Source organism: Cellulomonas uda, from assembly GCF_006538705.1.
GTDB classification, from domain to species: Bacteria; Actinomycetota; Actinomycetes; order Actinomycetales; family Cellulomonadaceae; genus Cellulomonas; species Cellulomonas uda.
Genome location: NZ_BJLP01000046.1, coordinates 1 through 20,885 on the forward strand (window position 1 = coordinate 1; position 20,885 = coordinate 20,885).

Sequence of the window (20,885 nt, forward strand, 5' to 3'; positions counted from 1 at the left end):
CCCCCCCCCCGGGCACATGGAGGCTCAGGCGTCCTCCGCACCGGTCAGCACCGAGCGCCAGCGGCGCGCGACCTCGGACTCTCGATACGCGTCTGCGATTCCGGCCTGCCCTTGCTTGAGGTCGGCGAGCTCACGAGGATCCGTGGCCAGCCTCCGCAGCCTCCGCACGACGCCCTCGGTGTCGTCCTCGCTGAACAGCCCCGGCACCCGAGCCTCACCGAGGATCGTCCGCGGTCCGATGTGGTCTGAGGTGAGGACTCCCATGCCGGCTGCGATCGCCTCGACGATCACGATGCCGAAGAGCTCCTCCCAGCCCTCGCGCCGTTGGGACAGGAGCACGAGTACGTCGTGCTCCGCCATCAGGCGCGCGAGCACAGCCCTCTCGCGAACCCGACCGAGATAGCGGACACGATCGTCGGTGGACGCTGCCTCGGCGCATGCTTCGCGCAGGGGGCCGTCGCCCACGATCGTCAGCTGGACAGGGACATCGGTCAGCGTCCTCACGATGCCGAGCAGCCGGTCGACGCCCTTGTCCTCCGAGAGGGAGCCGACGTAGAGGAGCCGCAGCGGCCCGTCAGACCGTGCGTCCACCCGACTGTCGAAGAAGACGTCAGGCACTGCGTGCGGGATCACCACTGCGCCCACGCCGTAGCGCTCGAGGAGCTCGCGCCGAGTCGCGTCGATGATGCAGACCGTCTCGACCTTCGGCGAGCGGAGCCACGCTACCCACACCCGCTGGAGAAGGGGCGTGAGCGGCCCGTACCTGCGCGGGACGTTGTCGCCTCTCCAGTAGGGCCACGACGTGTGGTAGACGACGCGGTTGCGAAGCGCCAAGGGCCCGAGCAGGAGGATCCGGATGTCCCACGGGGGGAAGCCGGCTACCACGACCTCGTCATGGAGGAACGGCAGGCGAAGGCGAAGCCCGAGGTCGGCGAGGGACATCCGCGTCCGGTCCCAGAACGGTCGCCGGTCCCGGATCCAGGAGCGAAGCCAACCGCGCGCGACGCTGTACCGATGTTGGCCGACGATCTCGATCTCTCCCCCACGCTCCAGGCCGTAGACCGCCGGGAAGTACTTGTGAGGGTTCGTCTCGTGGATCAGGCGTACACGCTGCTTCTGGTTCACCGGGGCGAGCCTCCCTTCGCTCGTGTTCTCGTCGTCCGTACCCCGCCGACCCGTGTCGGTGCGCGGGGAGCGCGAGCGGTCGGTCTCGTGATCAGGTCCCCTGACGGACCTTCCATCGGGCTCTCGTCGGACGAACCCGGAGACGAACGCCCCCACGGTCCGCCTCCTCGCGAGCAGCGCCGCTCCGAAGATGAGAACCATGACGGCGAAGGCGAGTCCTTGCGGCAGGAAGCGCACGCTCGCGCCGAAGACCAGCGTCATCACCAGGGGCCAGGCCAAGCCCGTCCCGCTTCGCACGGACAGCGCGCGCGTGACGATCCTGTCAGCGACAACGCACTTGCCGATGGCCGCCAACGCCGGCCCGAGCAGGACCAGCGTGAGGTTGTGGGCCGCGAGCCCGGCGAGCGCGAACGTTGCGGAGACCGCCAGCGCACCGGAGTTAAGGGCGAGGAGGGTGCGTTCGCGACGAGCGACCTTGAAGTAGGTGGCGTACAGGACCTGGCTCGCGCCGTCGAACACGCACAGTGGCATGAGCGCGGCGGCCAGGCGGAGCGCGTCTGCGTAGTCCGGGAGCCACCACCCGAGCACGGCGCAGGCCGGGAAGTAGACGAGGTAGGCGACCGGCAGCCCGAAGTACACGATCCGACGCAGGCGCGCGACCACCTGCACGACCCTCTCCGGGGTGAGCTGCCTGAGGGCGGGGAAGAGGACGATGGACGCCTGAGCGAGCACGGTGAGGACCATCGTGACCACGGTCACGGCGAGCGAGATCGCACCGAAGGTCTCGATGTCCCACCCGTGGTCGATAGCGAGTCGCGCGAACGCCAGCGAGAGGGTCCCGGTGAAGTTTCCGACCAGCAGCGGGATCCCTGCCCGCATGGTCACGCCCGACTCACGGAGCACGGCGCGAGGGCGAAGCCCCCGCCAGCTCACCAGCCCCCGGGAACGAGTCAGGCAGTAGGCGAGGGCCGCGACCTGGACCGCGAGATATGCCACGACGTACAGCCGGATGTTCTCGACCCTGAGCGCGAGGAGGGCGCCGACGGCGACGACGAGGCCTGCGCACTCGACCAGGACCGAAGCGCTGAACAGCTTGGTCTCGTTGATCGCCTGGAACACGAAGCCGAAGAAGCGCTTGACGCTGAAGACGGGCAGGAGCACGCCGAGTGCGATCCAGATCCAACCGCGGTCGGGGTCTACGCTCGTCGACCCGATCACCACGAGGCACACGGCGACCAGCGCCTGGAGCAGGGCCAGGACGACGAGCTGGCCCGCGACGAGACTGCCGTCGATCCTGCGCCGGGGGATTCCGCCGATGCGCAGGTAGATGCCGTCGCTCAGTCCCAGCTGCGCGAACCCGAGGAACCCGACGTAGAAGAGGAAGAGCTGCCAGTACCCGAAGTCGGTGCCGGCGACGACCCTCGGGACGAGGAAGGCCGACACGCCGCTCGCCACGAACGCCACGAGCTGCACTCCGAGCGCGACGTACAGGTTTGCCGCGACTGCTCGGCCGCTCGTCTGCTCGACCTCCTCGGCTTGTGTCATCGCTCGGACCACATCGACTCGTACGGCACCACCGCGTACCACTCAGGCCGCCACAGCGAGAGGACCAGGAAGAAGACCGTCGACGCAGCGATCAGGCCGCCGAGCACCATCTGGCGCGTCTTCCTGTCCGACACGAAGCTCGCCGCTACCGGGACGCCCACGATCATGAACGGAACGAAGTAGTTCACCAGTCGCAGGTAGGTGTTCGACGCAAACGCGAGCGCGAGCATCGGGAGGACGAGCCACGAGGCGTGCAGCAGGAACGTCGCGGCAGACGTCGCGCCCGCCCGCAGCGGTCCGTCCTGGAGCGCGCAGACAGTCATCGCCACGAGCACGGCGCCGTAGAAGCCCGCCATCAGCGCGACACCCGTCTTGCCGCCGCTGGTCTCGAAGGCCGCGAGGTAGTCGGAGTACTGGTCGGCGTTCGATGCTGTCAGCCTGAGCAGCGGACCCGCGACGAGGAAGAGCACCCCGGCCCCGGCGACGTTGAGCAGGACCGTTCGAGCGCCGAAGCGGATCCTCACGAGGGGGATGAGGACGAGAAGCACGATCGCCGTCGCGTGGAACTGCGTCGCCAGGAGAACGCCGAGGACGAACCACACGTACTTGCGCTTCAGCAGCAGGGGTACGAACAGCAGCACGATCGCGAGGGCGATCGACTGCCTCATCGCCGTCACCGTCTGCGCGAAGACCTGCAGCAGGACCAGGAGCAGGAAGCTCACCACGACGTCGCGCGACATCCGGTAGATGAACCAGGACATCACCGAGAGCGTGAACGCGCTGGTCACCACGATCAGCAAGCGGGGGTCGTCCGAGACCGCGAACAGCACCTTGTTGAGCAGGAAGTAGCCGGACTCGTACCGCAGCTCCGACCGGTTGGCCCACGGGATCGAGCCGATCACCGGGTAGTACCGGACGTACTGGAGGGTGTCGGCTCCGACCGACACCGACCGCACCGCGGCGATCACGACCAACAACCCGCCGACAGCGATGGTGTACCCGATGCGTCCACCTCGCGAGGAGTTCGGACGGATCACCGCGGCCAGGAACAACATGGCAGCGAGCAGCGCCAGGTAGACCGTCACAGGCTCAGCTCCCCTTCTCGGTGCGCGACCGACCCCGCCGGCGTGCGTCGTGCGCGGTGCCGACTCCCGCGTCAGGCCGCAACGGAGCCGCCGGCCGCGATGGCCTCGTCGTAGATGGGAAGCAGGTTGTCGACGTACGCGGTGAGCGAGTGCCGGGCGGTGGTCTCGCCCCGCCGACTCTCGATGTTCCGCCGCATGCGGAGGTGGACCTCCGGGTCGGACAGCGTCCGGAGGCATCGGGCGAGGTCCTCGGAGTCGCCCGACCTGAAGTGCAGACCGGTAACCCCGTCCTCGACCGAGTCCCGGGCCGCGCACGCGTCCGAGACGATGCACGGCAGGGCGGCTGCCAGCTGCGCCTCCACAGGCGTCAGCGGCGCCGCCTCGAACCACCGCGACGGGAAGACGAGCGCGCGGCTGCGGAGCATGTCCTCGCGCAGCTCGCCCGCCGAACGCCAGCCAAGGAAGGGGATGCCGGGAAACCGAGTGCTCAGGTCGTCGCGCAGCGTGCCGTCGCCGACCACGGCGCCCGGGACACCGGAGGTCGCAAGCGCCTCGCAGAAGACGTCGGCGCCCTTCTCGGCCTCGAGCCGGCCCGCGAACAGAAAGGGCCCCGCCTCTCCCTGGTAGGACCCGGACGCCCCCGGGGCTTCGATCGGGTTGCTGACGACGTACGAGCGGTGCTCGAACGAGAGGAAATGGTCGACACGGGCACGCTGGAAGTCGGAGACGTAGACGACTGTCGGCCGAAGTCCGTCGAGCGCGGACCGCTGCGCCACGTAACGGCCGAGCCTGACGGTCTTCGCAGCGCGCGATGCGCGATCGCAGTTCTCCGCGACGCATCGAAGGCTCCCGGGCGCGATGTCGCAGGACTCCTGGAGCGGGAACTTGTACCGACACGCGTTGGGGCACCCCAGGAGGTAGTCGTGAGCGGTGATGACCGTCCCGAACCCAGCGCGCCGCGCCGGCGAGAACACGGCGGGCGAGAGTCGTGAGCCCCAGGAGTGGAAATGGACCACGGTGCTCGCGGGGGAGTATCGCGCCAGCACACGCTCGAACCTCGCACGCGCGTCAGCGTTCCGGATGCCACGGATCGCCTTGCCGACCGTCCGCCTCCCGTCCCCGAGCGCAGACGCCCCGGTCAGAGTGACGCGGGCCTCCGTCGCCAGCTCGTCGTCGGCCTCCGTGCCGCCCGCGAAGAACTCGACGTCGAGCCCCCGGCGCGCCATGGCCTTGGCCGTGTCGATCGCGACCTTCGCCGCACCGCCGTCGATCCGCGCGCTGTCGGACACGACGAGCACAGACTTCACGTTCACGACCGATCCCCTTGTCCGACTTCGACTCGCGCTCCGAGCCGTTCTCCTCGCCTGCGACAGGTCATCGAGCGACCTTCGTCCAGATCCCGTCCGCGCTCGTGCTCGTCCGCGTCCGACGAAGGCCCCGCGCCAGCGTCCGGGACAAGCCGAACACGGGAGCGGCCTGCAGGCCGCAGATCGCGGCGACGGGTCGAAGCGCCCGAGGCAGCGGCACGCGCCCAGCGTAGGAGGCGACCGCGTAGACCACTGCACCCAGCACGGCGACGGACAGCGGGAGCGCGACGAGCGACGCTCCCAGCACGGCGGCCCAGAACCCCAGGCAGCCGAGCGTCACCCGCGCGAGCTTGTGGGCGACGAAGACACGGCCCACCGGAATCCGCACCAGCTCGCGGGCACGAGGCAGCGCCTCGCGGAAGAGACCGTTCGCGATGCGCACTCGCCGCTCCCACTGGTCCGTGGGTTCTGCAGCCGGCTCGGTCGTCCGGATGCGTGGCGTCGCAGTCACCGAGAGCCCGCGCAGGGCGAAGTCCATGGCGAGGTCCAGGTCGTCGAGGATGACGCCGCGCCGCAGGGGCTCGACGTCGCGCCTCCGCGCGGCCACGAACTCTCCGGCGACCGCGAGGGTGCCCGTGGAGTCGTGGCTGCTGAGCTTGACGGCGCGCTCGAACTTCCAGAAGGCGCCCTCGCTCCCGCCCTCCTCGCTCTTCATACCCGACACGAGGTGCCAGGTGGTCAGGGCCTCGAGGAGATGGCGCGTCCACTCCTTCCTCGGCAGGATCTCGCAGTTGGCGTCTGTGAAGACCACGACATCGGCATCGCTCCGGTCGAGACCCGCGTTGCAGGCCATCGCCTTGCCGTTGCGTCCGGTCAGGATCCGAAGGTCGGCGGCCTCCGCTGCGTCGTACGTCGCCTGGTCGCTCGCGACGACGACGACCCTGCCGCGGCCGGGGTAGGAGTCGAGATCCTCGTGCAGCGCGCGGATCTTGTCCGCCACGACGCCGGCCTCGAGGAAGGCCGGGACGATCACGTCGATCGACGGGGCGTCGGGCAGCGGGTCTGCCGCGGCTCGCCGGGTGACCTGCTTCGGGAGCAGGGCCACCACGATTGGGAGCAGTGCAGCAACCACGAACAGGACCGCGCCTCCTGCGAGGAGCAGCACTCCGAGATCCGAGATGCGCTCGAGCGTCATCCGTCGTTCGCCCCCCGGACAGCCGAGCGCCGTGACAGTCGCGTCGGTGTCGTCGAGCGACCGCGCCGAGGCGTGCGATCGCGGTCGAGCCGGTTCGTGCTGCCCTGCGGGCCGGTCGCCCGGCGCGTCCACCACGTCCGCTCGACGATCGAGCTGCAACCCACTAGCGCGCCCCCTCGCCTGCCACGACAGCCTTGGCGGTGCGCATGAGGATCGTGAGGTCACCGAAGCCGGACCAGTTCTCGACGTAGCGAACGTCGAGGCGGATGGACTCCTCGGGGCTCAGGTCGGAGCGGCCCGAGACCTGCCAGAGGCCGGTGAGGCCGGGCTTGACGCGCAGGCGCCGGTGGGCGGCGCGGTCGTAGAGGTCGACCTCGGCCTGGATCTGGGGGCGCGGGCCGACGAGGCTCATCTCGCCGCGCAGGACGTTGAACAGCTGCGGGAGCTCGTCGATGGAGTAGCGGCGGATGAACCGGCCGATCGGCGTGACGCGCGGGTCGTTGACGGGCTTGTAGAACATGCCGACCTCGCGGCCCTCGGCGGCGAGCACCTCGGCGAGGCGCTTGTCGGCGTCGACGACCATGGAGCGGAACTTGAGCATCGGGAACGGCTTGCCGTCCTTGCCGATGCGCTCCTGGCGGTAGAGCACGGGTCCGGGGCTGGTGACCTTGATGACGGCGGCGACGCCGAGCAGCACGGGCGACAGGAGCAGGGTGATGAGGCCGGTGCCGAGGAAGTCGAAGACGTTCTTGAGGACGTAGCGCCACCCGGTGAACCGGGGCTCGTCGACGAACGCCCACTGCAGGCCGCTGACGGGCTGGACGGTCATGCGAGGGCCGGCGACGTCGACGAGCGCGAGGGACAGGGCGAGGTCGATGCCAGTGCCCTCGAGGTCCCATCCGATCTGGCGGACGGTCTGGGAGGTGACGGCGTCGGAGCCGAGCACCAGGACCATGCGCGCGCCGGTGGTCTCGGCGACGAGGCGCACGTCGTCGAGGCCGCCGAGCACGGGCACGCCGGCGACGTCCTCGTCGGGCTCGACGGCGCCGTGCGGGACGCACGCGGCGACGACGCGGTACCCGCTGGCGGCGCCGTCACCGAGCATCTGGGGGAAGTGGGCGACCTTCTCGCGGGGGCCGACGACGACGACGTCCTGCAGGCCACGGCCCTGGGCGCGCACCCGGTGCAGGTAGCGGCGGGCGACGGCGCGCCACGTGAGCAGGAGCGCGAGGCCGAGGGGCGCGGCGATGGCGAGGTAGGTGCGGGCGACGTCGGCGTGCACGAGGAACGCGACGACGGCGACGACGGCGAACACGCGCCACGTGGCGCTCCACACGCGCTGGTACTCCGCGGCGCCCTGGCCGAGCACGCGGCGGTCGCGGGAGCGGCCGACGGCGAGCGCGGCGGTCCAGGCGCCGGCGATCAGGAGCGACGCGGTCAGGTAGGACACGTCGAGGTCGCCGGACACGCTCTGGTCGCCCTCGAAGCCGATCCGCAGCGCCCACGCGGTGACGACGGCGGCGATCACGCAGACGACGTCACCGCCGATGAGCGCGCGGTGCAGGCGGAGCCCGAGGCCGACGGACCTGACCTGCGCGGACGGGCGGGCGGAGCCGTGCGTGGACGCGTGGGTGGACGGGTGGGCCGCGGGTCCTGTCCGGACCTCGGACGGCCGCGCGCGGTTGGTCTCGATCGACATGCTTCCCCCTGCAGAACTGTCGCGCTGGATTGACTCGGGCATCGGCATGAACCGCCGCCAAGTTGAGGAGGAATCCGGAACTTCGGACGTGATGCGCGCCACGCCGTGCGCTCACCAGGCGCGATGCGCACCGCGCCACGGACGGGTGATATGGGTCATACGCCGGAAGACGGATGTCCGATTCGCTCAAGCCCGCCACCCGATCGGACGATAGGAGACCAGATCCCCGCCGCCCCCGCCCGTACCACCGGTGCGACAATCGAGCGCATACCCAGACGACATCTCGGGAGAAACCCCCAGTGGAACTGCACGACTACCTCGGCATCCTGCGCAAGCGGTGGCTCTCGATCCTGCTCATCACCGTCGTCGCCGCCGGCGCGGCGCTCGGGCTCTCGCTCGCGACGACCCCGCGGTACACCGCGTCCACGCAGCTGTACGTGTCCGTGCAGGGCGGGGCGACGAGCAGCGACCTGCTCCAGGGCTCGAACTACTCCCGCCAGCAGGTGACGTCCTACACGCAGCTCGTGAAGAGCCCGCTGGTCCTGGGTCCCGCGATCGACGAGCTGGGGCTCGACGTGACGCCGGCGGACCTGGCGACGCGCGTGAGCGCCAACTCCCCCCTGAACACCTCGCTCATCAACATCCAGGTCACGGACGTGGAGCCGGCGGTCGCGGCCGCGATCGCGGACACGGTCGCCACGGAGTTCTCCGCGGTGATCGACGAGCTGGAGACCCCGTCCGACGGCGGCGTGTCGTCGGTGAAGGTCTCGACCGTCCGGCCGGCCGCGGCGCCTCAGTCCCCGTCGTCGCCGAACCTCAAGCTGAACGTCGCGCTCGGCCTGCTCGTGGGGCTGGCGATCGGTGTGGGCGTCGCGGTGCTGCGCGCGGTGCTCGACACGCGCATCCGCACGGCGCAGGACGTCGCGCAGGTCACGGACGCCGCGGTGATCGCGACGATCGGGTTCGACGACGACGCCGACGCGCACCCGCTGATCGTGCACAGCTCGCCGCAGTCGGAGCGTGCCGAGGCGCTGCGCCGCCTGCGCACCAACCTGCAGTTCCTCGACCTCGCGGACCGGCCGCGCTCGATCGTCCTGACCTCGTCGGTCCCGGGTGAGGGCAAGTCCACCACCGCGATCAACCTCGCGATCACGCTCGCGGACGCCGGTGCGCGGGTCGCGCTCGTGGACGCGGACCTGCGCCGCCCGTCGGTCGCGAAGTACATGGGTCTCGAGGGCGCGGCGGGGCTGACGACGGTGCTGATCGGCCAGGCCGACGTCGCCGACGTCGTCCAGCCGTGGGGTGTGGCCGACCTGCACGTGCTGACGTCCGGCATGGTCCCGCCGAATCCGTCGGAGCTGCTGGGCTCCGCGGCGATGGCACGTCTGCTCGACGAGCTCACGGCGCAGTACGACCACGTGATCATCGACGCTCCCCCGCTGCTGCCCGTCACGGACGCCGCGATCCTCGCGAAGATCTCGGGCGGTGCGCTCGTCATCGCCGGTGCGCAGAAGATCCACCGCGACCAGCTGCGCGAGTCGATGGGCTCGCTCGAGACGGTCGGTGCGCGCGTGCTGGGCGTGGTGGTCAACGGCCAGAAGCGCGCGGTCGGTGACGCGTACTCGTACTACCACTACCGCTCGGACCACTCGTCGGTCAGCCCGCTGCCGACCGCGGGCCGCGACGAGGCCCCGGCGGGCGTGCAGCGCGTGGACGACGAGGCGGGCGCGGCGCGCGCGAAGCACTCGGCCTGACCTCGGTACGCACCGGCGCCGCCGTCCCCTCCCGGGGCGGCGGCGTCAGTCGTCGAGAGCGACGTCCAGCGTGACCTCCGCGGCGCGCTCGTCGTCGACGAGCACCGCCTCCACCGCGTAGCGCAGGTCCCAGCGGCCCGCGGCCTGCGCGAGCGCCGCCGCGAGCCCGGCGAGCGTGGTGGCGTGCACCCGCACCTCGTCGCCCGCGGTGTCGACCCACCACGCGACGCTCACGTGGTCGACGCGCAGGTCCTCGTGCTCGCACCAGTGCTCGGGCGCGCCCGGCAGGACGTCCCGCACGGCGCGGGGGACGCGCGCCCGCAGCCCGTCGTCACGGGTCACGACGCCCGCCGCGAGCTCGGACACGCGCGGCAGGTCGAGCGCGCGGGACAGCCGCAGCGCGTCGGCGTCGTCACGCGCCGGGACGAGGGCCGCGACGTCGGTCCGCTGACGCCACATGGGGCTCGGTGCGACGGCCGCGTCGTGCGCCGCGACGACGAGCACGCGCCCCGGTCCGACGACCGCCGGGACCCGCTCGGGCGGCTCGTCGGGCTCCGCGTGCCGCCACACGAGCGCCGCGGCACGCGCCGGGACCTGCGCACCCACGGCCCACGCGTCCAGCACGTCAGCCCACGCGGCGGGCGTGACGTCCCGCGGGTCGCTCACACCGCCGAGCGCGCGCTGCACCGCCACGTCGAGGTGCGCCACGGCGGGCGGCGCCGCGGGCAGCAGCGCCCGCAGCGGGCCGTCGCCGACGACGAACGGTCCCTCGACCCCGAGCGGCCCCCGCTCGCGCAGCCACCACGCGGTGTAGGACGCGGCGCTCGCGCCGTGCTCGCCGCGCACCGGCTCCAGCACCGCGCGGCGCAGGTCCGGCTCCTCGCACAGCTGCGCGAGCACCTGCGGCCACGCCTCGGTGGCCACCGCGTCGAGGTCCGCCACCGCCGTCACGTCGCCCACGTACGCGCCGGGGCCCAGCACGTCCGTGAGGTGCTCGAGGTACTGCGGCCAGGCGTCGAGCGCCTGCGCCGTGAGCGCGCCCGGCGCGTCCGGCACGGGCTCCTCGTCGGTCACGACGTCCGGCACCCGCACCGTCACGAGCCCCTCGCGCACCCCCGCCGCGACCAGCGTCATGGCACCCCAGCGCTCGACCTGCTCGCTCGCCACCGGCGCCAGGACACGCGCGTCGAGCACCCGGTGCGCGGGCGAGCCCGGCAGCACCAGCCCGTCCGCGGGCGCCGGCTCCCCGCTCGCGGCGGTCAGGGGCAGCAGCGCGAGCCACTCCCGCACGTCGTCGGGCAGCGCGCCCGCGGCACCCGTCGTGGCCGACCAGCGCGCCGGGTCGCGCGGCGGGAGGTGCGCCGCGACGAGCGTGAGCACGGTCGTCGTGAGGTCCGGCTCGTCGGGGTCGTCGTCCTCGTCCCACGCGAGCACCGCGGCGCGCACGGGCGGCAGCCGCAGGAGCCCGACCGCGTCGGGGCACTGCGCGCCGAGCCGCTCGAGCAGCGGGTGCGCCACGGCCGGGTCGACCACGCGCACGCCCCACCGCGCGAGCGTGCCGAGCACGGGCGTCACGGCCTCGGTGAGCGGCCCCGCGAGCACCAGCGCGCCCCGCACGCCGCGCACCACGCGCCCGTCCGCGAGCGGCACCGGCAGGTTCGCGAGCGCCTCGACCCCCGCCGGGTCACCCGCCGCGAGCTCGCCGAGCGCCGTGTACAGCCCGCGCCAGTCGTCGTCCGCCGCCGGGAGCTCCTCCACCACGTCCGCGAGCGTGCGGACCTCGACGCCCACCGCGCGCGCCTGCGTGTGCCGTCCCGCGGGCACGACGACGAGCGCACCCACGCGCCGCCCCACCGCGGCGAGCGCCTCGGGCGGGCCGGCCCCCACCACGGCCACGGCGTGCCGCGGCGCGACGCGCTCCGGCGAGCCGGCCGCGGTCAGCACCGGTGCGGCGGCCAGCGCGTCGAGCAGCAGCGGACGCAGCACCGCGTCCAGCGGGCCCGCGGGCAACGCCGTGGGCACCAGCGTGAGCGGGTCGACGCCGTGCTCCGCGAGCTCGAGCGCCAGGTCCGCGTACACGTCCGCGGCGTGCCGCAGCACCCGGTCCGTGAGCGGGCCGGTGGCGACGTGCCGCCGCGTCGGGTCGAGCGGGAGAGTCGCGACGAGCAGCGCCGGCACGTCGAGCGGCTCGTCCGTGGGCGTGGGCGCGTGCACCGTCCGGGGCCCCGCCGCGCGCGCGGCCGCGACCGCGAACGGGTCCGCGCCCTCGCGCGGCACCGCCGCCGAGCGCGGCAGCGCCCACGTCACGCGCCAGCGCGTCGCGTCACGCTCCTCGACCGGCCGGCCCGCGAGCACGTCCCGCGGCACGTCCCCCTCCGCCGCCGCGACGAACCACCGTGCCGCGACGTCCGCGATCCGCCGGGGCCCGCCGTCGGACGTCTCGTCCTCGACGACGACCTCCGTGAGGCCGGGCAGCGCGAGCAGCAACGCGTCGTCCACGGCGTGCAGCAGCGCGCGCACCTCGTCCGCCGCGACCTCGTCGCGCAGCAGCAGCACCACCGCCGTGTCGAAGCCCTCGGGCGGGCGTCCCTGCGCCGCGAACGGCAGCCGCAGCGCCGGCAGCGACCCGTCGCGCCGCACGAGCTCCTGCGCCAGCGCCGGGACCTCCGCCGCGAGCGTCGCCAGCTCGGTGGCCGCGTCCTGCAGCGAGAACCGCACCGCGCCCGACGACGAGAGCACCGAGATCTCGTCGGACACCGCGCGCACCGCCGCGAACCCGACCCCGAACCGTCCGACGACCCCCGCGTGGCCACGCTTCGCGGACGCGCGCATCGACGCGAGCGCCGCGACGCCCTCCTCGTCGAGAGGTGCGCCCGTGTTCGCCGCGACGAGCGTGGTGCCCTCGTCCGTGCGGGTCAGCCGCAGCAGCAGCCGCCCGGGCACGCCCGCGCGCACCGCCGCGTCGGCCGCGTTCTGGGCGAGCTCGACGACCACGCGGTCGCGGTAGTAGCCGCGCGCGTGGTCCTCCTCGACGTTCGCGTCCTCGCGCAGCCGCGCCGGGGACGTGCGCCACGCGGTCAGGACCGCCGCACGCAGCGCGGCGGTGCCGAACGCGTCCGGGCTCACCGCTCCAGTTCGGGCTGGTCGGCCGTCACCGGCTGGTCCGGCTGGTCCGGGTGGTCCGGCACCGGCTCGGTCGCGTCGGCCCCCTCGACGACGACCTGCGGCTCGTCGGGGGTCGCCGCCTCGTCCGCCTCGGGCGGCGCGGCCGCCGGGACGAGCTCGACGCGCATCTCGTCGATCAGCGGGTCCGGTGCGGGCCAGTCGCTCGCGACGGGCTCGACGTCGGTCTCCGAGTGCGCACCGCACCCGTGGTCGAGCGAGACGACCTTGCCGTCGTCGGGCGACCACGCGTTCGCGCACACCCCGAACACGGTGCCCAGCGCACCCTGCAGCGGCACCAGGAACCCGCACGACCAGCACGCGCCCGACGACGCGAGGGAACCCGCGCTCGTCGGACCGCGCGACCCGCGGTACCAGCGCTCGGCCGCCTCGTCACGGCCCTGCGGCGAGAGCACCCGCACACGCGCGAGCGCCAGCTCGTCGATCGCGACCTCGTCGAGCTCCGGGTCGCCCGAGGGCGTCCAGCCGGGCTCGAGGCGCGGGTCGTCCGCACGGAACGGCAGCACGTCACCCGGGCCGATGTCCCCCGGGCGCAGCCGCTGGGACCACGGGACCCACGGCTGGCCGAGGATCGCGTCCGGCCCCGGCAGCAGCTCCGCCTCGCAGACCGTCGCGGTGCGGCCGCGCGGCACACGCGCGACCGTGACCGTCCACTCCCACCCGCGGTAGCCGCGCGCGAGGCACGCGAACCGGTGCGAGACGAGGCGCTCGCCCTCGACGACCACGCCCAGGTGCTCACCCACGTCCGACGCGTCGGACGCGATCTCGACCGCGACCTCGCGCGCGAGGTCCACCGCCGAGCCGAGCACGGCGTCACGGGTCCTCGTGGCGGTCGCCACCCTCAGCCCTCGAGCTCGTCGGCGACGGCGCGCAGCGCCTGCGCGTACGCCTTGCCGCGCGACGGGTCCGGGTACCGACCGCGCCGCAGGTCGCCACCGACCCGGTCGAGCACCTTGATGAGGTCCTCGACCACGACCACCATCTCGTCGGGCTTGCGACGCTGCACCTTGGCGACCGACGGGATCGGGTCCAGGAGCTTGACGGACAGCGCCTGCGGGCCGCGCTTGCCGTCGGCCACGCCGAAGTCCACCTTGGCGCCCGGCTTGGGCGCGGTCACGCCCGCGGGCAGCGCCGACGCGTGCAGGAAGACCTCGCCGCCGTCGTCGGACGCGATGAAGCCGAACCCTCGCTCGGTGTCGAACCACTTGACCTTGCCGGTAGGCACGGCAGACCCCTGTCGTGAGAAGAACTACGTCGAGGCAAGGCTACCGGGCCGGGCACGTCCTTTCGTGCCGGGCCACCGTCCGCCGTGCGACGATCGCCGGGATGAGCCGGCAGACACCGACCCGACCCGGGCTCGCCGTGCTCGTCGCGGCCGTCCTGGTCGCGGCGCTGCTCGCGGGGGCCGCGGTGCTCGTCGCACGCCGCGACACCGGTCCGGCCGCGCCGTCGTCGGACCCCGCCCCCTCGCGTCCCGCCCCCTCGTCGTACGCGGACGTGGACCCCGACGCCTACGCCGCCGAGCTGCTCGCGGCGGCGCGCGCCGCGCACGTCGCGGCCGGGCTGCCCGCGTGGCAGGACGCGCCGTGCGTCGGCGACCTCGCCCGCGACCGGGCACGCGCGCTCGTCGGCGCCGAGCTCACGCACGCCCCGCTCAAGGACGTGCTCACCGCGTGCGCGCCGCTCACCACCGCCGCCGAGAACCTCAGCCGCGGAGCGGCACCCGCCGCCGACGTCGTCGCCGCGTGGGACCGCTCGCCCGGCCACCGCGCCAACCTCGAGGACCCCGCCCTCACCGGCGCCCGCGCCGGGTGCGTGCACGACGGCGACCAACTCGTCTGCTCGCTCGTGCTCGTCGGCCCCTGACCTGCACCGACGCCACCCACGAGGGACGTCGGGCGCGAGCAGTCGCCTTGTCAGTTGCCCCCTGCTACGTTCGGCATTCACCGGGACGAGTGGCAGCCACACGGGGGGATGGCCCATGACGTCGACGACACACCCATCTGTCCGTGGCCGCCGTCCGACGCTCACGGCGACCAGCCCGCCGGGCGCGCTCACCGCCTGGAGCGGCCCGTACGCGCGGCGCATCGCCACCACCGACGCGCTCGCGATCGTCACCGCCGTGGCCGTCGCCTACGCCCTGCAGTTCCCGCTGCGCTCGTCGGTCGCCGTGTCCGGCGAGTACTCGCCCAGCTACCTCGCCGTCTCGGCCGTGCTGTGCGCCGCCTGGTTCACGCTCCTGACCATCGGCCGCACGCGCGACCGCCGCCTCCTCGGCTCCGGGTCCGAGGAGCTCGCGCGCGTGTGCGTCGTGACGTGGCACCTGTTCGCGGGCATCGCGATCATCGGCTTCCTCGCACGCATGGACCTCGGACGCGGGTTCCTCGCCATCGTCGCGCCCCTCGGGCTCGCGCTGCTCCTGACGTCCCGGCTCGTCTGGCGGCGCGCCCTGCACCGGCGCCGCGACGCGGGGCTCGACGTGAGCCCCGTGCTCGTCGTCGGACCGCGGCACAAGGTCGCGACCCTCGTCGAGGAGTTCCACCGCAACCCGCGCGCCGGCTACCGCGTGATCGGCGCGTGCCTGTCCGAGACGGACACGGCCGCACCCGAGGTCGCAGGCGTCCGCGTGCTCGGCACCCACGCGCAGGCCGCGACCATCGCGCGCCGCGAGCGCGTCGCCGCGGTCGCGGTCGCGGGCGCCGACGTCATGACGGCCGACGCGGTGCGCCGACTCGGCTGGGACCTCGAGGGCACCGGGATCGACCTCGCCCTGACGCTCGCACTCACCGACGTCGCCGGCCCGCGCGTGCTCATGCGCCCCGTCAACGGCCTGCCGCTCATGTACGTCGACGAGCCGCGGTTCAGCGGCTCGCGGTACGCCGTGAAGTCGTCGTTCGACTGGTGCACCGCGCTGGTGCTGACCGTCCTGCTCGCGCCGCTCCTGCTCGCGCTCGCCCTGGCCGTCAAGCTCAGCAGCCCCGGCCCCGTGCTGTACGCGCAGGAACGCATCGGCAAGGACGGCGAGCGGTTCCGCATGCTCAAGTTCCGCTCGATGCGCGTGGGCGCGCACGACGAGCTCGCCGCGGTCCTCGCCGCGCAGGGGGTCGACGGCGTCGGGGCGTTCTACAAGCCGCGCGACGACCCGCGCGTCACTCGCGTGGGCCGCGTCCTGCGCCGGTTCTCGCTCGACGAGCTCCCGCAGCTCGTCAACGTGCTGCGCGGCGACATGAGCCTCGTCGGGCCGCGCCCGCAGATCGAGGCGGAGGTCGCGACGTACGACCGCGTCGCCCACCGGCGGCTGCTGGTACGGCCCGGCCTGACCGGGCTGTGGCAGGTCTCCGGCCGCTCGAGCCTCGACCCGCGCACCGCCATGCGCCTCGACGTCGCGTACGTCGAGAACTGGACGCTCGTGGGGGACGTGCTGATCCTCGCGCGGACCGTGCGCGCGGTGCTCGCCCGCGAGGGCGCGTTCTGACGCACCCGGCCCCGGCGCACCCGCCGGACCTGCGGGCACGGCGAGGGGGAGGGTCCGCCGGGACCCTCCCCCTCGTGTGACGCCTCAGCCGTGCGCGTGCTGGCGACGCCGCGCGTAGACCACCGCACCGCTCCCCAGCACCAGGACCGCGCCCGCGCCGAGCGCGAGCGGCAGGACCTCCGAGCCCGTGGACGACAGGTTGCCGCCCGGCGCCTCGGCGATGCTGCCCGCGACCTGGAACGTCTGCGTGCTGAGCACCTCACCCGACTCCGTGTCCGTCACGACCGCCGTGAACGTGCCCGCCTGGTTCAACGTCACGGTGAACACCGCCACCCCGGACGCGTCCGTCGTGCGCGTGAGCGACTTGGTCCCGGCGATCTGGATGGCGGAGTCCGGGATGTTCGCGCTCGACGTGATGGTCAGCGTGACGCCGGCACCCGCCGGGCCCACGACCCTGATGGTGAAGCTCTGCCCCGGGGCGGGCGTCGTGGTCGACGCCGTCCCCGTGTCCGTGTAGTCCTCCGCGCCGTACCCGAAGGCCACGGACGGGGACAGCACGAGCGCCCCCACGATGGCGGCCGATGCGACCGCGCGACGCACTCTCATGACATCTCCCCCCTGATGACTGACTGGCCCGCGATCCGTCGCCTAGGGCGACGACCGGTCGCAATCAGGACACTAACCCCGATCCCGGCAGGAGGAAACCGCAGAAACCCGGTCGAACCCGGAGGCGAGCGGCGTCCCGCGCACCAGCACCGGCCCGGGCGCACCCGGGCCCGTCACCACCTCCACCTCGAGCGACCGCCGCTCTCCGGGCTCGAACGTCCAGGTCAGCGCGCCGACCGGCAGACCGTCGTGCACCTGCGCGTGGACCTGCGCGGGGCGGCCGTCGACCGTCAGCCGCGCCATGCGCGCACCGGCCGGAAGGTAGAGCAAGAAGTTGGTCCGCAGCAGCCCGGGCTCGACCACGCTGCCGTCCCCGACGACGTACCAGGGCAGCCCCGCCACACCATCGGGTGGCCCGAACGTGTACGTCGCGCGCACGACGAACCGCTGCGCGCCGCCCGCCAGGCACGCGCCGTGGTCCACCGCCACGTCCGCGTCGAGGTAGTACCCGACCTTGGCCTGCGTCCCGTCGTTGAGGTAGAGCCCGACGACCGGGCGGTCCCCCACCCGACCCGCGAGCTCGCCGGACAGCACCGTGCCGCCGAGCAGCGCCTGCTCCTCGTCGTGCGCCGACCACACCATGAGGCGGCCCCGGCGTGCCGCCTCGGCGAGCGCGTCCACGACACCGGCGGCGTCGGACGAGCCCGCGTCCGACGAGGCTGCGTCCGACGAACCTGCGACCACGCGGTCGAACACCGCCGCCGCGGTCTGCGCGAAGAACGCGTCCTGGTCGCGCGGGTCGGTCAGGCGCACGTACACGTCGTTGAGGAGCACTCGCACCGCGTCCTGCCCCGTGAGCGTGGTCCCGTCCGGGAGCGCCACCGGCCCCGTGGCCCGCAGCACCAGCGCGAGCGTCTCGGGGTCCACCGACAGCACCCCGTCGACCTGCTCCCCGGTGTCGCGAGCCCAGATCGCGCGGGCCAGCTGCGCCGAGCGCGGGAAGTCCGGCGTGAACGTCACATCACGCATGTCGGTCCCGAGCAGCGGCCCGAACAGGTCCTGCTCCACGGGTGTCAGCGCGAGGGCGGGCTCGTCGGCGCCGGACAGGTCCCCGCCGCACCGCTGCTCGAGCACCTCCACGTGCCCGTCGTCGGCCCGCAGCCGCAGCACCGCACCCGGGATGCCCCCGGTCGCGCGTGGCTCCGCCTCGTTCTGCACCAGCACCAGGTACTCGCGCGGCCCGTCCGTACCGAGCATGGGCGGCAGGAGCGCCGCCGCACGCGCCGCCGTGCCGGTGTCCGCGGCGACCCGTGCGAGCTCGTCGCGCAACCGCCGGACCGCGTCCGCGACCGGGGCGACCAGACCGTCCGTCCGTACGGCCGCGACGCGCCGGTACGCGGACCGCACCGCGTCGTCCGCGTCCGCGACCTGCGCCGCGACCGCCGCCAACGGCGCGACGTCCACCCGCCCGTCGACCGGCGCGAGCGCCGCCGGGTCGACGACGCGCGTCGCCTCGACGAGCGGTGGCAGCGCGCGGTGCGTGACCTCGTCGACCGCACGCGCGAGCTCCTGCACCGCGCGCGCGTCCGCCCCGAGCCACGGCAACCGACCGGCGAGCGCCCACAGCGGACCGTCGGTGTGGTCGCGTGCCGCGCGCGCGTGGCGCTGCGCGGACGCGAGCGTCACCCCCGCGTCGGGCGACGACGGGTCGGTGACCTGCTCGCGGAGCCGCACCACGTCCGCCGCGGTCGCCTCGAACGCGTCCCGCGCCCGGACGGCGTCGACCGCCAGCACCCCGGCGGCGACGACGAGCACCAGCAGCAGCCCGCCCGCGACCGCGAGCACGCGGCGACGGCGCGAGCGCCGCGCGTCCCGGCGGCCCTGCCTGCCATGCCTCGGCTGCACCGCGCCCCCACGCTCGCCGTCGTGGCCGGCACCACCGGCCCCCGGCGATGCTAACCGGGACGCATCGGGCAGGCTCGGCGCACGCCCGCGCGGGCGCGGGCCGCACGGGCGTATGCGGCGCGCGCCTGCGGCATCATGGCCGGGTGACCTCGCCCGACGGACCCGCGCTCGTGCTCGCCGTCTGCACCGGCAACATCTGCCGCTCGCCGGCGGTCGAACGCCTGCTCGCCGCCCGGCTCGCGGGCACCGACGTCGTCGTCGCGTCCGCCGGGACCCGCGGCGTCGTCGGCGCACCCGTGAGCGCACCGATGGTGCCGCTCGTCGAGGCCGCCGGGGCGAGCGCGGACGGATTCGTCGCGCGCCGGCTCACCGCGGGCGTCGCGCGCGATGCGGACCTGGTGCTCGCCCTCACGCGCAGTCACCGGGCCGCGGTCGTGGAGACCGTGCCCGCGCTCGTGCGCCGCACGTTCACGCTGCTCGAGCTCGCGCGGCTGCTCGAGCACGTCGACCCCGACGAGCTGCGCGCGGCGGGTGACACCGTCGGCGCGCGCGTGCGCGCCCTGCCGCGGCTCGTCACCGCCGTGCGGCACCTGGCGGGCCGGGGCGAGGACGACGTCGTCGACCCCTACGGCGGCTCCGCGGCGCTCTACCGCGAGTCCTTCGGCCAGCTCGCCCCCGCGGTCGAGTCGGTCGCCGCGGCCCTGCGCGCCTGACGGCGCACGACGCCGGCGTCAGCCCTCGGCGAGCCGGTCCAGGGCGAGGCCGGCGAGCAGCGCGGCGCTGCGGGCGAGCGCGGCGTCCTCGAAGCGCGCCTGCGGCGAGTGGTTGTAGGGCGCGGTCGCGGGGTCCTCGCCGGGCAGGATCGCGCTGACGAACACGAACGCGCCGGGCACCTCCCGCAGCACGTAGGAGAAGTCCTCGCCGCCCGCCAGCGGGTGGGGCATCTCGAGCCACGCGTCGTCGCCGAACAGCGTGCGCGTCAGCCGGGCGGTGCGCCCGAGCTCGTGCGCGTCGTTGACCGTGACCGGGTAGCCGCGCCGGTACTCGACCGTGGCCGTCATGCCGTGCGCGGCGGCGACGTGCTCGCACACCTCGCGCAGCCGCTCGGGCGCCGCGGTCCACGTGTCCTGCGAGAACGTGCGGACCGTGATCTCGAGCGTCGCCGTCGACGGGATGACGTTGTTCGCGGTCCCGGAGTGGATCGACCCGACCGTCACGACCACCGGGTCGAACACGTCGAACCGGCGCGTGACCATCGCCTGCAGCGCGAGCACGATCTCGGCCGCGACGGGCACGGGGTCGGCCGCGCGGTGCGGCGCCGAGCCGTGCCCGCCCGCACCGTGCACCGTGACCGTCACGTCGTCGGGCGCGGCCATCGCGGTGCCGGCGCGCCCGGCGACCACGCCGTACGGCAGCAGCCCGCCCGAGACGTGCACGCCGTACGCGGCCACGACGCGCTCGCCCGCGGCGTCGAGCACGCCCTCGCGGATCATGTACTCCGCGCCGCCGTCGCCCTCCTCGCCGGGCTGGAACATGAGCACCACGGATCCGGCGATCTCGTCGCGCCGCGCGGCGAGCAGCCTCGCGGCGCCCACGAGTCCCGCGACGTGCATGTCGTGACCGCACGCGTGCATGTGGCCCGGGTGCTCGGACGTGAACGGCTCGCCGGTGTCCTCCGTGACGGGCAGCGCGTCCATGTCGCCGCGCAGCAGCACCGCCGGGCCGGGGCGCGCGCCGCGCAGGACCGCGACGACCGAGCTGAGCGACTCACCGGTCGTGACCTCCAGGCCGAGCTCGTCGAGCGCCTCGAGCACCAGGGCCTGCGTGCGCGGCAGGTGCAGCCCGAGCTCGGGGACCCGGTGCAGCGCGTGCCGCAGCCGGGCGAGCTCCGGCAGCATCGACTGCGCGTCGTCGTACAGGCCGGTCGGCTCTCCCACGGCGTCCTCCGCTCGCGTGCTCGTCGGTCCCGACGCTACCCCGCCGCGCACCGGCGCCGCCGATCGGCG

At 73.9% G+C, this 20,885-nt stretch carries 15 protein-coding genes; 4 read left to right on the top strand and 11 right to left on the bottom strand.

Annotated elements, in window-relative coordinates; genetic code table 11:
- Positions 1 to 24 precede the first annotated feature (24 nt).
- The 5 genes from CUD01_RS12680 to CUD01_RS12700 all read right to left on the bottom strand — a co-directional run bounded on the left by CUD01_RS12680 (position 25) and on the right by CUD01_RS12700 (position 7,956).
- A complete protein-coding gene (locus tag CUD01_RS12680) occupies positions 25 to 2,670 on the bottom strand; it encodes a glycosyltransferase (RefSeq protein WP_141321548.1) in 2,646 nt (881 codons plus the stop codon).
- Positions 2,667 to 3,755 (bottom strand): EpsG family protein, encoded by a 1,089-nt coding sequence (locus CUD01_RS12685; RefSeq protein ID WP_166772158.1) that lies wholly within the window; start codon positions 3,753 to 3,755, stop codon positions 2,667 to 2,669. Before CUD01_RS12685 ends, CUD01_RS12680 begins: the two co-directional genes overlap by 4 nt.
- A gap of 71 nt (positions 3,756 to 3,826) precedes the next feature.
- Positions 3,827 to 5,068, bottom strand: a complete 1,242-nt coding sequence (locus CUD01_RS12690; protein WP_141321552.1) for a glycosyltransferase family 4 protein — start codon at positions 5,066 to 5,068, stop codon at positions 3,827 to 3,829.
- A 61-nt stretch (positions 5,069 to 5,129) separates the two neighbouring features.
- Positions 5,130 to 6,194 (bottom strand): glycosyltransferase, encoded by a 1,065-nt coding sequence (locus tag CUD01_RS12695; protein WP_166772160.1) that lies wholly within the window; start codon positions 6,192 to 6,194, stop codon positions 5,130 to 5,132.
- Between the two features lie 226 nt (positions 6,195 to 6,420).
- Positions 6,421 to 7,956 (bottom strand): sugar transferase, encoded by a 1,536-nt coding sequence (locus CUD01_RS12700; protein ID WP_141321556.1) that lies wholly within the window; start codon positions 7,954 to 7,956, stop codon positions 6,421 to 6,423.
- 299 nt (positions 7,957 to 8,255) lie between these two features.
- On the opposite strand from CUD01_RS12700, the gene CUD01_RS12705 reads away from it, so the two are divergent.
- Positions 8,256 to 9,710 (top strand): tyrosine-protein kinase domain-containing protein, encoded by a 1,455-nt coding sequence (locus tag CUD01_RS12705; RefSeq protein WP_141321558.1) that lies wholly within the window; start codon positions 8,256 to 8,258, stop codon positions 9,708 to 9,710.
- A 45-nt stretch (positions 9,711 to 9,755) separates the two neighbouring features.
- Here CUD01_RS12705 and CUD01_RS12710 read toward each other — a convergent pair whose 3' ends face one another.
- The 3 genes from CUD01_RS12710 to CUD01_RS12720 are packed head-to-tail and all read right to left on the bottom strand — an operon-like array spanning position 9,756 to position 14,118.
- Positions 9,756 to 12,836 carry a sacsin N-terminal ATP-binding-like domain-containing protein gene (locus CUD01_RS12710; RefSeq protein ID WP_141321560.1) on the bottom strand — a complete coding sequence of 1,027 codons (3,081 nt, stop codon included), beginning with the start codon at positions 12,834 to 12,836 and terminating at the stop codon, positions 9,756 to 9,758.
- The gene (locus CUD01_RS12715; RefSeq protein WP_244937775.1) at positions 12,833 to 13,732 is read right to left on the bottom strand and encodes a DUF3027 domain-containing protein; all 900 of its coding nucleotides are present in this window, start codon (positions 13,730 to 13,732) and stop codon (positions 12,833 to 12,835) included. Before CUD01_RS12715 ends, CUD01_RS12710 begins: the two co-directional genes overlap by 4 nt.
- A 2-nt stretch (positions 13,733 to 13,734) precedes the next feature.
- Positions 13,735 to 14,118: a cold-shock protein gene (locus CUD01_RS12720; protein WP_094181863.1), complete on the bottom strand. Its 384-nt coding sequence runs from the start codon at positions 14,116 to 14,118 to the stop codon at positions 13,735 to 13,737.
- A gap of 101 nt (positions 14,119 to 14,219) precedes the next feature.
- Between CUD01_RS12720 and CUD01_RS12725 the strand changes: the two genes are divergently transcribed.
- Positions 14,220 to 14,759 (top strand): spore germination YkwD domain-containing protein, encoded by a 540-nt coding sequence (locus CUD01_RS12725; protein WP_141321562.1) that lies wholly within the window; start codon positions 14,220 to 14,222, stop codon positions 14,757 to 14,759.
- 115 nt (positions 14,760 to 14,874) lie between these two features.
- On the top strand, positions 14,875 to 16,368 hold the full coding sequence (locus CUD01_RS12730; protein WP_141321564.1) for a sugar transferase: 1,494 nt from the start codon (positions 14,875 to 14,877) through the stop codon (positions 16,366 to 16,368).
- An 84-nt stretch (positions 16,369 to 16,452) separates the two neighbouring features.
- Here CUD01_RS12730 and CUD01_RS12735 read toward each other — a convergent pair whose 3' ends face one another.
- Together CUD01_RS12735 and CUD01_RS12740 are read right to left on the bottom strand one after the other, a co-directional pair.
- The gene (locus CUD01_RS12735; protein WP_094181860.1) at positions 16,453 to 16,974 is read right to left on the bottom strand and encodes an LAVTG motif-containing sortase-dependent surface protein; all 522 of its coding nucleotides are present in this window, start codon (positions 16,972 to 16,974) and stop codon (positions 16,453 to 16,455) included.
- A gap of 72 nt (positions 16,975 to 17,046) precedes the next feature.
- Entirely contained in the window at positions 17,047 to 18,879 is a 1,833-nt protein-coding gene (locus tag CUD01_RS12740; RefSeq protein ID WP_141321566.1) for a DUF4012 domain-containing protein, read from the bottom strand.
- Between the two features lie 143 nt (positions 18,880 to 19,022).
- On the opposite strand from CUD01_RS12740, the gene CUD01_RS12745 reads away from it, so the two are divergent.
- Entirely contained in the window at positions 19,023 to 19,592 is a 570-nt protein-coding gene (locus tag CUD01_RS12745; RefSeq protein WP_141321568.1) for an arsenate reductase/protein-tyrosine-phosphatase family protein, read from the top strand.
- 18 nt (positions 19,593 to 19,610) lie between these two features.
- Here the strand turns inward: CUD01_RS12745 and CUD01_RS12750 are convergent, their stop codons facing one another.
- Positions 19,611 to 20,777 carry a M20 metallopeptidase family protein gene (locus tag CUD01_RS12750; RefSeq protein WP_141321588.1) on the bottom strand — a complete coding sequence of 389 codons (1,167 nt, stop codon included), beginning with the start codon at positions 20,775 to 20,777 and terminating at the stop codon, positions 19,611 to 19,613.
- Positions 20,778 to 20,885 lie beyond the last annotated feature (108 nt).

What these genes read in the sequence shown, in the direction of transcription:
- CUD01_RS12680 (WP_141321548.1), bottom strand. Translation starts at nt 2,670, where the DNA reads ATGACACAAGCCGAGGAGGTCGAGCAGACGAGCGGCCGAGCAGTCGCG.
- CUD01_RS12730 (WP_141321564.1), top strand. Translation starts at nt 14,875, where the DNA reads ATGACGTCGACGACACACCCATCTGTCCGTGGCCGCCGTCCGACGCTC.
- CUD01_RS12735 (WP_094181860.1), bottom strand. Translation starts at nt 16,974, where the DNA reads ATGAGAGTGCGTCGCGCGGTCGCATCGGCCGCCATCGTGGGGGCGCTC.
- CUD01_RS12725 (WP_141321562.1), top strand. Translation starts at nt 14,220, where the DNA reads ATGAGCCGGCAGACACCGACCCGACCCGGGCTCGCCGTGCTCGTCGCG.
- CUD01_RS12750 (WP_141321588.1), bottom strand. Translation starts at nt 20,777, where the DNA reads ATGCTGCCGGAGCTCGCCCGGCTGCGGCACGCGCTGCACCGGGTCCCC.
- CUD01_RS12700 (WP_141321556.1), bottom strand. Translation starts at nt 7,956, where the DNA reads ATGTCGATCGAGACCAACCGCGCGCGGCCGTCCGAGGTCCGGACAGGA.